The following is a 14509-nucleotide window of genomic DNA, read 5'->3' as shown; positions in this document are numbered from 1 at the left end:
TGCATTAGCATAGCTAGCTAAAAATGAAATAGTTGCTAAAGAAAGAAAGGTTTTTTTCGTAAAAAATGAGAGTTGGTTTGATGAATTTAAAGAATGTTTGATTTGGGAATTATCGATTCCCCCCCCCGTGAAACAAGTCATGTTTACTCCTAATATAAATGAAATGTAACAAAAGGCGTAATTATAATTTGCTGATGTTTAAAATAAGTTTAATAAACCCAAGATTTAAGGAGCGAAGAAAATCTCAGGTTTTAGTCTAAGCATTAGACAATAAGCCGCTAGGCATGCTTGTTCTCTAGTGTAGTTTCTATTGCCTTGAATGTGTATGCATTCTTGTAAAAAGGTTCCATCTTTATACATAGCTCCTATATAGATGGTGCCTGATTTAGTATTTTTATCATCTTCTTCCCCAGCTACTCCGCTAATTGCTAGTGCAAAATCACAACTTGTTGTTTTAAAAACTCCTTTAAGCATAAAATAAATACAACGATCAGAGTATTCGCTAACGCTTTCTAAGGTGTCATTGCTTACGCCAAGCCAAGTGTTTTTTAAGCGGTTGGAGTAAGTGATCAAAGAGCCTTCAAACACGCTAGAAATTCCTGAATTTTCAGCTAGTTTGGAGGCACAAAGTCCAGCGGTGCAGCTTTCAGCAAAGGAAATTTTTAAATTTTTCTCTAGAAGTCTTTTAGCTACAAATTGAGTAGGATTATTACCTAAAAATACTTTTCCTGCAAAAAGCTTAAACACTCCTTTTAAAAATCCTTCTAGTTTTCCATACTGACTAGCACTTGCTCGAATGCAAATAAGATTTTCCAATAAAGCACTTGAGCTTGTTTGAATTTCAAAAGAAGTTGTAAGTGTACCAAGCAAGATATTTGCACTCATCTCATCGATATCTAAAAGACAAAAATATGCATAGTCAAGTTCGGGATTTTGTAAGATCAAAGGTAGTTTTTCTTCGATGTTGACATTGAGTAAATTGATGTGGCATGCTTCAAAAGTGCTTAAAAAAGAGTTTTTTTCGCGTGTTGCTTTAGAAGGCACCAAGGTGTCATTTTCTAAGATTAATACATCATCATTTAATGTTGCTATGATTTTGGCTATGGTTGTATAGTATTCGCTTATGCTAAAAATCGTTATACAAGCATAATCTTTAGAAAGTTTTTCAAGTAAAAAAGGAAGTTCTTTGTCGGGTTTGCTGATAAATTTTAATTCATGTAGTTCTAGAAATTGTTTTTTGTATTCTTCTTGGATATATCGCATATAGTTTTCATTGACAATGAGTTCATTACCTACGATAATGATCAAATGCTTCATAATTTTTCCTTTTTTTCTTGCGATTATAACAAAAAAATAAGTGCAAATTAAAAGTATTTTAAGTAGAATTTGCTATTTTTAAATTTTTCAAGGTGGATTATATGGATTATAAAGATACGCTATTGCTTCCAAATACGACTTTTGCAATGCGTGCAAATTTAGCAGAGTTTGAACCCAAGCGTTTTAGCAAGTGGTTTGAAAATAACTATGCTTATGAGAAAATGAAGCAAAAAAGACAAGGTGTGAGTGAGAGTTTTACTCTACATGATGGACCTCCTTATGCGAATGGACACTTGCATATTGGGCATGCTTTAAATAAAATTTTAAAAGATATCATTATAAAAATGCATTATTTTCAAGGCAAAAAAGTGCGTTTTACTCCGGGCTGGGATTGTCATGGTTTGCCGATAGAACAGCAAGTTGAAGTCAAACTCAAAGAAAAAAAACAAAGTTTAAGTAAAAAAGAAATTCGTGAGTTTTGTAGAGAACATGCGAGAGAATTTGTTAATATCCAAAGAGATGAGTTTAAGTCTTTAGGGGTGATTGCTGATTGGGATGAACCATACTTGACTATGAAAAATGCTTTTGAAGCAGATATTTATAAGGCTTTATGTAAGATCGCTAAAAAAGGACTTTTGCTAGAAAGAAGCAAACCTGTTTTTTGGAGTTGGGCTGCTAAGAGTGCTTTGGCAGAAGCTGAAGTAGAGTATGAAGATAAAGAAGATTATTCTATCTTTGTAGCATTTGAACTTGATAAAGCTTCGGTTGAAAAATTAGGAGTTGAAAATGCAAAAGCAGTGATTTGGACAACTACTCCTTGGACTTTACCTGCAAATCAAGCAATATCTTTAAATCCAAATGAAAAATATGTTATCACAGAAGAAGGTTATATTTTCGCTAAAGCCTTACTTGAAAATATGATTAGTAAAAATTTCACTCAAGGTGTGATTCAAAAAGAACTTTTGGGTGCTGAATTTGAAAATTTAAGCGCTATTAATCCGCTTAATCAAAGAAAATCAACTCTTATTTTGGGCGATCATGTTTTAATGGAAGGTGGTACAGGGCTTGTACATACTGCACCAGGACATGGCGAGGATGATTACTATGTGTGTTTAAAATATGGCATTGAAGTGATTATGCCAGTAGATGATGGCGGGTGCTATGATGAGACGCTTAGAGTAAAAGAACTTTTGCCGGAGCATTTATTAAATGAATTTATAGGGCTTCATATTTTTAAAGCAAATGAGCGTATTTTAGAGTTATTAGGTAGTGCTTTGCTTGAAAGTTCTAAATTTGTGCATTCTTATCCGTTTTGTTGGAGAACACACAAGCCAGTTATTTATAGAGCTACAAAGCAATGGTTTATCTTGATGGATGAAAAAAAGCTAGATGGGAAATCTTTAAGAGAACTTGCACTAGAGCAACTAAGTACGGTGAAGTTTTATCCAGAAAGTGGAGTAAAAAGACTTAGCTCGATGATAGAAAATCGTCCTGATTGGTGTATATCAAGACAAAGAGATTGGGGTGTGCCTATCGCGTTTTTTAGAGATAAAGCAACCAAAGAAGTGATCTTTGATGATGATGTTTTAGATCATTTAGTAAGTGTTTTTGAAGCAAATGGGGCTGATGCTTGGTGGGAGCTAGAAATCAAAGACTTGCTACCGCCTAATAGCAAATACGACCCAAATAACTTAGAAAAAGTTTATGATATTTTAGATGTTTGGTTTGATAGTGGTAGTACTTGGGAAGCAGTGTTAAACTCAGCTAGATATGATGCAGGGGAATACCAAGCTTCGATGTATCTTGAAGGAAGTGATCAGCACCGCGGGTGGTTTCAAAGTTCACTTTTAATCTCTACTGCGATTAATCATAAAACCCCATATAAAAACATACTCACTCATGGTTTTACCGTAGATGAAAAAGGTCAAAAAATGAGTAAATCTAAGGGTAATGTGATCTTACCTCAAAATGTAGCTAAAAACTACGGAGTGGAGATCTTAAGACTTTGGATTATGCTTAGTGATTACTCAACGGATTTAAAAATTTCAGATAATATCTTAAAGCAAGTAAGCGAACAATACAGAAAGATAAGAAACACCATAAGATTTTTGCTTGCTAATACCAATGATATAGAGTTTTTAGAAACTAAAAATTTCACACTTTTAGATAAGTGGATTTTAATGCGCGCAAAAGTAGCTTTTGAAGCGTGTGAAAGTGCTTTTGAAAAATACGAATTTGCAAAAGGCTTTAATGTGCTTTTAAATTTCTTAAGCGCAGATTTAAGTGGTATATACTTAGATATTTGTAAAGATAGATTGTATTGTAATGCAAAAGATGATACAAAAAGAGTAAGCGCCCAAAGTGCTATGGTGCTAATAGCTAGAAAGCTTTTTGCGCTTTTAGCTCCAAGTCTTACTTATACAATAGATGAAGCACTAGAGCATGCAAATGCAGCCATTAAAGAAAGCGCAAAAGATGTATTTGATTTGGTGTTGAAAAATGGGTTTGATTATGAGTATAAAATAGAAGATGAATTGTTTATACAATCAAGAGAGAAATTTTTTGAAATGGTTGATGTGTTAAAAAAAGATAAAACCATTAAGTCAACCCTAGAATTAAGCTTGCAAACGAGTGCAAATGAGCTTTTAAGTGAAGATATTGAAGAGGTAGCAGACTGGTTTATGGTGAGTTCAGTAGAAAGCTTAGATGATAAAGAAGCTTTGGCTGAATTTAAAATAGGCGATCATAGCTTTAAGATTATTCGTTCTTCATTGCATAAATGTCCAAGATGTTGGAAATTTTTAGCTAAAGAAGAAGACTGCCTGTGTCCAAGATGTAATAGTGTGGAAAAAGCGAAAAATGTTTGAGCAAGCTTTACCTTTTAGCGTGGTGGTGGTAACTTTGGTTGGTTTTTTATTTGCCACGCTTTTTTTGTTTTATTTGGTTAAAAAATTTAAGGATAAATAATGGTAACTTTAAAAGAGGCTTTGAAATTTTCAAACGAAGAATTAGAAAATTTAAAAAAAGAATTAAATGAAAAAGCACGCCAACAAAAAGAGCTAGGTGCTTATGTGGAGCAGTTTTTAAATAAAGACTTAAGTGTTTCAGGCGCAGGTGTGCCAGTAGCTATAAAAGATAATATCAGCGTAAAAGACTGGGAGTTAACTTGTGCTTCTAAAATTTTACAAGGCTATGTAGCTCCTTATGATGCAAGTGCTATTGTAAATTTGCGTAAAAAGAATTTTGCACCATTTGGAAGATGCAACATGGATGAATTTGCCATGGGAAGTACGAGTGCGACTTCTTTTTATGGTAAGACTTTAAACCCACTTGATCATACTAAGGTTCCAGGTGGAAGTAGTGGCGGAAGTGCTGCAGCCGTAGCTGCGGGGATAGCTTTGGCGAGCTTGGGTTCAGATACAGGTGGCTCGGTAAGACAACCTGCTGCATTTTGTGGTTGCGTGGGATTTAAGCCAAGTTATGGAAGAGTTAGTAGGTATGGTTTGGCTGCGTATTCTTCAAGCTTAGATCAAATCGGTGTACTTACGCAAAATGTCGAAGATGCTGCGATTTTATATGATGCGATTGCTGGATATGATGAAAAAGATAGCACAAGCGCTAAAATTGCTTTTGAAGCAACTACGCCAAAACTCAACCCAAATAAAAAATTAAAAATAGCAGTGATTCAAAACTATATTGAACAAACTAATGATGATGTAAAACAAGTTTTATTAAAAACTATAGATATGCTGAAAGCAAATGGACACGAGATTGTTTATAAGGATTTGATGGATTCTAAATTTGATGTTGCGGCTTATTACATCATCGCAGCGGCTGAAGCAAGTGCTAATTTAAGTCGTTATGATGGGGTGAGATATGGTAGAAGAAGTGAAAATTGCGATAATCTAAATCAACTCTATGTCAATAGCAGAAGCGAAGGTTTTGGCGAGGAAGTAAAAAGAAGAATTTTACTTGGAAATTTTGTTTTGAGTAGTGAATATTATCATGCTTATATTCAAGCGCAAAAAGTTAGAAGATTTATCAAGCAAAAATACGAAGAAATTTTAAGCGATTGTGATTTGATTTTTATGCCAGTTGCTCCAAGTGTTGCTTTTGGTTTGAATGATGTTAAAACTCCTGTGCAAATGTATTTAGAAGATATTTTTACCATTTCAGTAAATTTAGCAGGACTTGGTGGTATAAGTGTGCCAGTAGCAAAAAATCCAGGTGGATTAAATATTTCAGCTCAGTTGATTTGTAAAGCTTATGATGAACAAACTCTGCTAGATGGGGCTTTAAGCTTAGAAGAAATGATTAAAAACAAATAAAGGAAAAATAATGAAAATAATCAAACGCGCTTTAACTTTTGAAGATGTTTTGTTGGTACCTCAATACTCAGAGGTTTTACCTAAACAAGTTGATATTAAAACAAGACTAACAAAAAATATCACTTTAAATATGCCTTTGATTTCAGCTGCTATGGATACTGTAACTGAACATAGAGCAGCTATTATGATGGCAAGACTTGGTGGTATAGGGGTGATCCATAAAAATATGGACATTGCTTCGCAAGTTAGAGAGATCAAAAGAGTTAAAAAAAGCGAAAGTGGCGTGATTATGGATCCTATCTATATAGGAGCTAAAGCAAGTGTAAAAGAAGCACTAGAGCTTATGGCTGAATATAGAATTTCAGGTGTTCCTGTAGTAGATGAAAATAAAATTTTAATTGGAATTTTAACGAATCGTGATTTGAGATTTGAAACTAATTTTGATAACTTAGTAGAAAATGTAATGACAAAAATGCCTTTGATTACTGCTAAAAAAGGCTCTACTTTAGATGATGCAGAAAGAATTTTTTCTACCAATAAAGTAGAAAAACTCCCAATTGTAGATGAAAACAACCGCTTAGAAGGTTTGATTACCATTAAAGATTTAAAAAAGCGTAAAGAATACCCAAATTCTAACAAAGATGCTTATGGAAGATTAAGAGTGGCTGCAGCAGTTGGCGTGGGACAACTTGACCGTGTGAAAGCTTTGGTTGAAGCAGAAGTTGATGTGATCGTGATGGATAGCGCACATGGACATTCTAAAGGGATTATTGATACATTAAAAGCAATTAAGGCTGAATTTAATGTAGATGTGATAGTAGGAAATGTTGCTAGTGCAAAAGCTGTAAAAGATCTTTGTGAGGCGGGTGCAGATGCGATTAAGATCGGTATAGGACCTGGTAGTATTTGTACAACGCGTATTGTTTCGGGTGTGGGCGTACCTCAAATTTCAGCTATAGATGAATGCGCAATAGAGGCAAATAAATTTGGTGTGCCAGTGATTGCTGATGGGGGTATAAAATACTCAGGCGATATTGCAAAAGCTATTGCAGCGGGTGCAAGTAGTGTGATGATAGGTTCACTTTTAGCAGGAACTGATGAGAGTCCAGGTGAGTTGTTTACTTATCAAGGAAGACAGTATAAGAGTTACCGTGGTATGGGAAGTTTGGGAGCTATGCAAAAAGGTAGTTCGGATAGATATTTCCAAGAAGGTACTGCTCAAGATAAACTTGTACCTGAAGGTATTGAAGGTAGGGTGCCTTATGTAGGAAGTATAAAAAGTGTAGTACATCAACTCTTAGGCGGACTTAGATCTTCTATGGGTTATGTGGGCGCAGCAGATATTAAAGCTTTTCAAGAAAGAGCTGAATTTGTAGAAATCACTGCAGCAGGATTAAAAGAAAGTCATGTACATGATGTAACTATCACCGCTGAAGCACCAAATTATAAGGTAAGTAATTAATGGAATTTGAAGATCATATCAAGCAAGCTGAACTTTCTTTGGAAAAACTCAATGATAAAGATTTAGACCTTAAAACTTGTGTGGAAATTTACAAAGAAGGTTTAAAAAGTATCAAACAAGCAAGAATTATGCTTGAAAATGCTAAATTAGAAATCGAGCAAGTAGATGAGTAGCGTTGTAGCTTTGCAGTTTCCGACTTTGGCTTTGAGTAAATCAAGGCTTGATTATTATTTAAAAGCTGCTAAAGAAAGTGGTGCGAATTTGGTGGTTATGGGCGAGTATGTTTTAAATAGCTTTTTTAGTGAGCTTAAAACCATGCCAAAAAGTATGATCAAAGAACAAAGCCAAAGTAAAAAAGCAAGCTTGATAAAACTTGCTAAAAAATATGATTTAAACATTATTGCGCCATTTATCAGTGTGGAAAATGATGGTTTGAAAAAACTATGCTTAAAGGTAAGTCCGCAAAATGTAAAAGTATATGAGCAGCAAATTCTAATGCCTTATGCGCATTGGAATGAAGAAAAATTTTTTAATAATAAAAAAACCGATAAACTTAAACTTTTTACTTTTACTCACGAGGGCTTAAAATGTGCCTTGCTTTTTGGATTTGAAGCGCATTTTGATAGCTTTTGGCAGATGATTATGAAAAAAAAGATAGATTTAGTTATCGTTCCTACAGCTAGCACTTTTGAAAGTAATCAAAGATGGCTAGAGCTTTTAAAAACCAGAGCTTTTTTAAACTCAACGAATATTTTAAGAGTTAATCGCATAGGTAATTTAAAGCAAGAAAATGAATGGAAATTTTATGGAGATAGCTTTTTTATCAATGCTTTTGGGGAAGTGCAAGAACAACTTGGCGATCAAGAAGAAATGCTTGTGGTCGAGGTAAATAAGGCAAATGAAGCTAGAAATTTATGGGGCTTTGATAAACTTATAAAAAACTACGAAGAATAAAATCTCACTGAAATATTTACAACCATAGTAAAAGTAGATTATGGTTGTAAATGGATTATTTTTACTACATGTTTGGCCAAAAACAACGATTAGATTTTGCATTGAAGGGCTTTTTATATTTTATTTTTAGTAAATAAATGATAGAATTTTGCATTAAATTTTCAAAATTTTTGAGGCAAAAATGCAAAAAATTCATTTTATAGGTATAGGTGGTATTGGAATTTCAGCTTTAGCGAGATTTCTAAAAGAACAAGGCTTTAAGATCAGTGGTTCTGATATCAAAGAAAGTAAAATCACAAAAGAACTAGAAAAAGAAGGCATAGATATAAAAATTCCTCATCATCAAGATAATGTCCAAGATGTGGATTTAGTGGTGTATTCAGCTGCTATTAAAGAAGACAATGAAGAATTAATTAGCGCAAAAAAACAAAACATCACAACGCTTTCAAGAAAAGAAGCCTTGCCTATGATTTTAAAAGATAAAAGAGTATTTGCTGTCGCTGGAGCTCATGGCAAAAGTACGACTTCGAGTATTTTAGCAAGCTTGATAGAAGCTTCTGTAATTATTGGCGCGGTATTAAAAGAAAGTGGCACTAATATGCTTTATAAAGAAAGTGAAAATCTCATTTTTGAAGCTGATGAGAGTGATAGTTCTTTTTTAAATTCAAATCCATACCTAGCCATAGTAACCAATGTTGAAGCAGAGCATTTAGATCATTATGAAAATGATCTTGCAAGATTACACAAAGCATATGAGGATTTTTTGCATTTGTCTCAAATTCAAGTGATCAATGCCGAAGATGAGTTTTTGGCAAGTTTAAATTTAAGCCATGCAAAAAAGCTTTACCCAAGTAAAGATATCACAAACATTTATATGAAAGTGGAAGATTTTAAACCTAGAACGTATTTTATGCTTAAAGATTTAGGCGAATTTAGTGTTTTTGGTATGGGAGAGCATGTGGCGATGGATGCTGCTTTGGCTATTTTGGCTGCGAGTGAATTTGTAAGCATAGAAGAGATCAAAATTCAACTTTTAAAATACCAAGGGATTAAAAAGAGATTTGATATTTTATTTGCAAATGAAAATATGGCCTTGATTGATGATTATGGACATCATCCAACAGAGATCAAAACCACACTTAAGGCTGCGAGCGAATATGCAAGATTAGCCGGATATAAAAAAACTATAGCGATTTTTGAACCTCACCGTTATACGCGTTTAAGCGCTAATATAGAGTATTTTAGTGAAGTTTTGGCAAGTGTTGATGATCTTTATATTTTACCTGTGTATGCTGCAGGGGAGGTTAAGATCGAAATCAATATGCAAAGATACTTCCCAAAAGCTAAATTTATTAAAGCAATTAAAAGAGAAGAAAATGCGATTTATCTTGATGATGAATTGATTGAAAGTGGCTTAGTGATTGGTTTTGGTGCGGGAGATATCAGCGCAAAGCTTAGGGGAAGTTATGTTTAAGGTTTTTTTATATCTCTTAGCTTTTTTTGCAATTTTACTTTTTTTCATTTTTTTACGTAAAAAAATCGGCAAGATTAGTAATTATCTTTTAATATTAGTGTTGATTTTAATGATTGCTTTTGCGGTTAAATTTGAGTTAAGTGCCACAAGGAGTGGTGTTTTGAAAAAGGAAACACTCAATGCATTTTTGCAAGGAGAAAGCCTAATTTGTAAAGATGTCAATGTAAGCAAAGAATACTTCAATTTCGAACATGGAACACAAAGTTTTATTTCTAATGGCAAAAATAAGCAATTTAAAGCATATGTTTTTGATATAAGAGATTGCAAGGTGGAGAAATAATGCAAGAGCAATTTTTTAAAAAACTAGATTTAGATGGCTATATAGAAGATTTTAAAGGACTTTTTGCAAGAGATAAAGAAATATTTGTACAAGGTGATAGCAAACTTCATTATAAAAGGATCAATGAGCTTTCGCTGATTGATTTTAATCCCCCTCCTATGATAGAAGAATTAAATAGTGCTTTGACTCATTTAAGTAAGCAAGGAATTTTACATTTAAGTCAAAGTTTTGAATTTATTAAAATTTGTATGTATTTTGAGTACTTAAAGGGTTTAAAATTTGAAGAAAGTTTGAAAGAGTGGCTTTTGAAAATAGAAATTCCACAGGCTATCTTAGAGCTTTTTGAGTATTTTGATGAAAAGGGTGAGATTAAAGAAAGTATCGATGAAAGGCTTGTTAATTTAAATTTAGCTTTAAAAATGAAAAAAGAAAGCTTGATAGCTGAGTTTAAAAAACTTACATATACTAAAAATCTTAGTGCGTATTTAATTGATACACAAATTCATCTCATAAACGGTATGGAAGCTTTGCTTTTGCGCGGTGGGTTTAATCATGTCTTAAAAGCAAAAATCATAGGTAGAAGTAGTGGTGGCGGCTTTTATGTAGTGCCTTTGAGTGTGGAAAAAATTCAAAGTCAAATAGATGAGATCAAAGATGCTAAAGAAGAGATTTTTTATGAGTATGCTAAAAAAATTAGCTTGATTTTTTATAAAAATTTGATGTTTTTGAAATTTATCAACAATGCTTTTGATTTGTTTGATCACTATAGTGCTAGAGTTTTGATGGCTAAAAAGCATGATTATGAATTTGTTTTAGCTGATCATTCTAGTAATCTAAATTTATATAACTTTGCACATCCGGCTTTAAAAAATGCAAAAAGTGTTAATATAGAGTTTAATAAAAAAGTTTTAATTATCACAGGTGTAAATGCGGGTGGTAAGTCTATGCTTTTAAAAGGAATTTTAAGCGCAGCTTTACTTGCAAAACATTTGCTTCCTATGAAAATTAATGCGCAAAAAAGCCAAATAGGAAATTTCAAAGAATTTGATGCGATTTTAGAAGATCCACAAAATGTAAAAAATGATATTTCTACTTTTGCAGGAAGAATGTTGCATTTTTCTAAGCTTTTGGGTAAAAAAAATGTTTTACTAGGGGTTGATGAAATAGAACTTGGGACAGATTTTGAAGAAGCAGCGTGTTTGTATACTGAGCTTATTTCAAAGCTTTTAGAACAAGATAATAAAATCATCATTACAACTCACCATAAACGTCTTGCTATGCTTTTGGCGAAAAATGAACAAGTTGAACTCATCGCTGCTTTATATGATGAGGAATTATCACGCCCAAAATATGAGTTTTTAAAAGGCACCATAGGTAAATCTTATGCATTTGAAACAGCTTTAAGATATGGCATAAGTGCGAATTTAGTGCAAAATGCTAAAAAACTTTATGGAGAAGATAAAGAAAATTTAGAAGAAATGGTGAGCAAAAACATCAATCTTGAACTTTCTTTACGCAAGAAAAATGAAGAACTTGAAAAAAAAGAAGCCAAAGTAGATGAAATCCTGCTTTCACTCAAAGACCAAAAAGAAAAAAATGAGCATGAATTTAAAAAGCTTATTTCTAGTTTAGAGTTTAAATACCACAAAGCCATAGAAGAGGCTAAAAAGACAATAAATTTAAAAGATACTAAAGAAAAACAAAGAAGTTTAAATAAAGCCAATGAACTTAAAAAAAGCATTGTTTTACCAAGTATGGAGCAAAATGAAGAACTTAGAGTAGGGGATTTTGTAAAATATGAAAAAATCAAAGGTAAAATCACAGCTATTTCAAAAAATGATGCGATGATTCAAAGCGATGGCTTAAGTTTGCGTGTGCCATTAAAACTGCTTAAAAAAAGCAATCAAACTCCAACGCAAAAGGTAAAATCAAGTGTCAATATAAGCCGCCCAAGTGCTTTAAATATGACTTTAGATTTACATGGTTTAAGAAGCGATGAAGCGCTTGAAAGATTAGATAAATTTATCTCTGATGCTTTGATAGTGGGTTTTGATGAGGTGGTGGTTTATCATGGTATAGGTACAGGGAAATTAGCTTTTGCAGTAAAAGAGTTTTTAAAAGCTCACAAAAGTGTTAAAAGCTTTAATGATGCACCGATTAATCAAGGTGGCTTTGGTGCTAAGGTGGTAAAACTTTAGCCAATAAGTTAAACCTTTTTAATATAATAATGAGATTTAGCAATGAAACAAGTGATGATTTTAAGCGGAGCAGGTTTATCTGCTCCGAGTGGTATAAAAACTTTTAGAGCTAGTGGTGGATTATGGGAAGAGCATGATGTCATGGAAGTTTGCTCTGCAACTGGGTTTAGAAAAAATCCTAAAAAAGTTTTGGAATTTTATAACAAAAGAAGAAAAGAACTAGCTAGTGTTAAGCCAAATCACGCACATAAAATCATCGCTTTGTTAAAACAAAAATTTTCAAAACAAATTAGCATTTTAACGCAAAATGTAGATGATTTGTTAGAGCGTGCAGGGTGCGAAGATGTAGTGCATTTGCATGGTTTTTTACCCGAACTTAGATGTTTAGAGTGTGAAAGCATTTTTAACATAGGTTATGAAAGTAGCGATGATAAAATTTGTCCTAAATGTCAAAGTAAAAATATAAGACATAATATCGTGATGTTTGAAGAAATGGCACCAAATTATAAAATTTTATATGAAAAATTGCAAAATTGTGATTTATTTGTATGTATAGGTACAAGCGGACAGGTTTTACCTGTGGGGGAGTATGCAAGAGTGTGCAAACAAAGCATATTAAACAATCTTGATGAGGATAAACATCTAGAAAATAATTTTACTAAAGTTTATATAGAAGATGTTTGCACGGCCATTGATAAAATTAAAATCAAGATAGAAAATTTCTTGGAAGCAAAATGCTAGAGGCGATTTTGCATGGTATTATTTTAGGTATGGGTGTATCTGTGCCTTTTGGGCCCGTGAATATTTTGATCTTAAATACTGCTTTATCTTCTTTTAAAAATGCTTTTTGTGTAGGGCTTGGCGCGTTAAGTGCTGATGTATTTTTTTTGATTTTGATCCAATTTGGACTTTTAGGCTTTGCAAATAATGAAATTTTTAATAAAATACTAGCTGTTTTTGGCTTTTTCTTTTTGAGTTTTATGGTATTTTTAATGCTAAGAAAAACAAGAAAAGTCGATCTTAACAAGGTAAATAAAACCCATCCTTTAAAAGGTTTTAGCAAGGGATTTTTGCTAAACATCACCAATCCTTATGTGATAGGCTTTTGGGTGAGTGTGGCAGGACTTAGCATGCAGAGTAAGAACTCTTTTGCCTTGCTTTTTGGCTTGGTGGGTTTTATTGTGTTTTGGATTTTTGCTTTATCATTTTTTGTGTCTAAATTTAAAACCCTTGTGAAAAACAAACATATATTTTACATTAATCTTTTTTCAGCATTTATTTTAGAGTATTTTGCTCTTTCTATGCTGTATAAAGCTTTTATAGGATAAAACATGCAAGTAGTTGAAATTTTTAAAGAACTTAGTAAATTTAAATCCATCACTCCAGATGATGATGGTGCATTAAATTATATCGCAGTGGAGTTGAGTGATTTTGAAGCTTTTTTTATAGAAAAAGAAGGTGTGAAAAATCTTTTATTGACTAAAAAATTTAGTGAAGATGGCGAGCATTTGGCTTTTGGTGGGCATGTAGATGTGGTACCTGCAGGTGAAGGTTGGAGTAGCGATCCTTTTGTACCTTTAGAAAAAGATGGGTTTATTTATGCAAGAGGTGCGCAAGATATGAAAAGTGGCGTGGCTGCTTTTATGTGCGCAGTTAAGGAAGTAGAAAATTTCAAAGGAAGAATTTCATTAATTTTGACAAGTGATGAGGAAGGTGAGGCTAAATTTGGCACGCTTGAAGTGCTTAAATTTATGCAAGAAAAAGATATGCTACCTGATTTTGCTGTGGTTGCTGAGCCAACTTGTGATAAAAAAATGGGAGATAGTATTAAAATAGGGCGTCGTGGTTCTATCAATGGAAAATTACTCATCAAAGGCAAGCAAGGTCACGTAGCATACCCGCAAAAATGTATCAATCCGGTGCATAATTTTGCTTCTGCTTTGAAATTCTTAGCAGGATTTGACCTTGATCCAGGTGATGAGGTATTTGCACCATCTAAAATTGTTATCACTGATATACGCGGTGGTATGGAAGTGTGCAATGTCACCCCAAATGATTTAAAATTGATGTTTAATGTAAGAAATTCTCCACAAACTAGCTTAGAAGATGTAAAAGCTTATGTAGAAAAGACTTGCGAAGGACTTGATTATGAGTTATGTTTGGATCAAAGCTCAAAACCTTTCTTAACTCAAAGTGATTCTAAAATCGTACAAAAACTAAATGAAAGTGTACAAAAAATCACTCAAGTTGTCCCAGAACTTAACACTAAAGGTGGTACAAGCGATGCTAGATATTTTGCTGAGTTTGGTGTGAAGGTAGTGGAATTTGGTGTGTGTAATGATAGAATTCATGCCATTGATGAGAGAGTGAGTGTAGAAGAGCTTGAAAAATTGTATTTAGTTTTTAAAGATTTATTAGAGAATTTCAACTAGGAAA

At 33.1% G+C, this 14509-nt stretch carries 12 protein-coding genes; 11 read left to right on the top strand and 1 reads right to left on the bottom strand.

The window, feature by feature from the left end:
* Window positions 1–225: 225 nt before the first annotated feature.
* Window positions 226–1317, bottom strand: coding sequence for a CinA family protein (locus CKA54_RS06960; RefSeq protein ID WP_120760851.1), 1092 nt, complete (start codon window positions 1315–1317; stop codon window positions 226–228).
* Window positions 1318–1418: 101 nt separating this feature from the next.
* Between CKA54_RS06960 and ileS the strand changes: the two genes are divergently transcribed.
* The 11 genes from ileS (at window position 1419) to dapE (ending at window position 14505) form a co-directional block, all read left to right on the top strand.
* On the top strand, window positions 1419–4184 hold the full coding sequence (gene ileS, locus CKA54_RS06955) for an isoleucine--tRNA ligase (RefSeq protein ID WP_120760850.1): 2766 nt from the start codon (window positions 1419–1421) through the stop codon (window positions 4182–4184).
* 99 nt (window positions 4185–4283) lie between these two features.
* Entirely contained in the window at window positions 4284–5645 is a 1362-nt protein-coding gene (gene gatA / locus CKA54_RS06950) for an Asp-tRNA(Asn)/Glu-tRNA(Gln) amidotransferase subunit GatA (RefSeq protein ID WP_120760849.1), read from the top strand.
* Window positions 5646–5655: 10 nt separating this feature from the next.
* Window positions 5656–7107, top strand: coding sequence for an IMP dehydrogenase (guaB, locus tag CKA54_RS06945; RefSeq protein WP_120760848.1), 1452 nt, complete (start codon window positions 5656–5658; stop codon window positions 7105–7107).
* Entirely contained in the window at window positions 7107–7280 is a 174-nt protein-coding gene (xseB, locus tag CKA54_RS06940) for an exodeoxyribonuclease VII small subunit (protein ID WP_039626753.1), read from the top strand. Before guaB ends, xseB begins: the two co-directional genes overlap by 1 nt.
* Entirely contained in the window at window positions 7273–8061 is a 789-nt protein-coding gene (locus CKA54_RS06935) for a carbon-nitrogen hydrolase family protein (RefSeq protein WP_120760847.1), read from the top strand. Before xseB ends, CKA54_RS06935 begins: the two co-directional genes overlap by 8 nt.
* A gap of 181 nt (window positions 8062–8242) precedes the next feature.
* On the top strand, window positions 8243–9535 hold the full coding sequence (murC, locus tag CKA54_RS06930; RefSeq protein ID WP_120760846.1) for a UDP-N-acetylmuramate--L-alanine ligase: 1293 nt from the start codon (window positions 8243–8245) through the stop codon (window positions 9533–9535).
* Entirely contained in the window at window positions 9528–9875 is a 348-nt protein-coding gene (locus CKA54_RS06925; protein WP_120760845.1) for a hypothetical protein, read from the top strand. Before murC ends, CKA54_RS06925 begins: the two co-directional genes overlap by 8 nt.
* Window positions 9875–12073 carry an endonuclease MutS2 gene (locus CKA54_RS06920; RefSeq protein WP_120760844.1) on the top strand — a complete coding sequence of 733 codons (2199 nt, stop codon included), beginning with the start codon at window positions 9875–9877 and terminating at the stop codon, window positions 12071–12073. The genes CKA54_RS06925 and CKA54_RS06920 overlap by 1 nt, the downstream gene beginning before the upstream one ends.
* Window positions 12074–12115: 42 nt before the next feature.
* A complete protein-coding gene (locus tag CKA54_RS06915; RefSeq protein WP_120760843.1) occupies window positions 12116–12814 on the top strand; it encodes an NAD-dependent deacetylase in 699 nt (232 codons plus the stop codon).
* Complete coding sequence (locus CKA54_RS06910; protein ID WP_120760842.1) at window positions 12808–13401, top strand: LysE family transporter; 594 nt, start codon at window positions 12808–12810, stop codon at window positions 13399–13401. Before CKA54_RS06915 ends, CKA54_RS06910 begins: the two co-directional genes overlap by 7 nt.
* A 3-nt stretch (window positions 13402–13404) precedes the next feature.
* Entirely contained in the window at window positions 13405–14505 is a 1101-nt protein-coding gene (dapE, locus tag CKA54_RS06905; protein WP_120760841.1) for a succinyl-diaminopimelate desuccinylase, read from the top strand.
* Window positions 14506–14509 lie beyond the last annotated feature (4 nt).

Source organism: Campylobacter sp. P255, assembly GCF_003627915.1.
Taxonomy (GTDB): Bacteria; Campylobacterota; Campylobacteria; order Campylobacterales; family Campylobacteraceae; genus Campylobacter_D.
This window is presented reverse-complemented; position numbering and strand designations above follow the sequence as displayed.

Bases quoted from the DNA above. Each gene is read 5' to 3' on its own strand.
- CKA54_RS06960 (WP_120760851.1), bottom strand. From the start codon at position 1,317: ATGAAGCATTTGATCATTATCGTAGGTAATGAACTCATTGTCAATGAA.
- ileS (WP_120760850.1), top strand. From the start codon at position 1,419: ATGGATTATAAAGATACGCTATTGCTTCCAAATACGACTTTTGCAATG.
- gatA (WP_120760849.1), top strand. From the start codon at position 4,284: ATGGTAACTTTAAAAGAGGCTTTGAAATTTTCAAACGAAGAATTAGAA.
- guaB (WP_120760848.1), top strand. From the start codon at position 5,656: ATGAAAATAATCAAACGCGCTTTAACTTTTGAAGATGTTTTGTTGGTA.
- xseB (WP_039626753.1), top strand. From the start codon at position 7,107: ATGGAATTTGAAGATCATATCAAGCAAGCTGAACTTTCTTTGGAAAAA.
- CKA54_RS06935 (WP_120760847.1), top strand. From the start codon at position 7,273: ATGAGTAGCGTTGTAGCTTTGCAGTTTCCGACTTTGGCTTTGAGTAAA.
- murC (WP_120760846.1), top strand. From the start codon at position 8,243: ATGCAAAAAATTCATTTTATAGGTATAGGTGGTATTGGAATTTCAGCT.
- CKA54_RS06925 (WP_120760845.1), top strand. From the start codon at position 9,528: ATGTTTAAGGTTTTTTTATATCTCTTAGCTTTTTTTGCAATTTTACTT.
- CKA54_RS06920 (WP_120760844.1), top strand. From the start codon at position 9,875: ATGCAAGAGCAATTTTTTAAAAAACTAGATTTAGATGGCTATATAGAA.
- CKA54_RS06915 (WP_120760843.1), top strand. From the start codon at position 12,116: ATGAAACAAGTGATGATTTTAAGCGGAGCAGGTTTATCTGCTCCGAGT.
- CKA54_RS06910 (WP_120760842.1), top strand. From the start codon at position 12,808: ATGCTAGAGGCGATTTTGCATGGTATTATTTTAGGTATGGGTGTATCT.
- dapE (WP_120760841.1), top strand. From the start codon at position 13,405: ATGCAAGTAGTTGAAATTTTTAAAGAACTTAGTAAATTTAAATCCATC.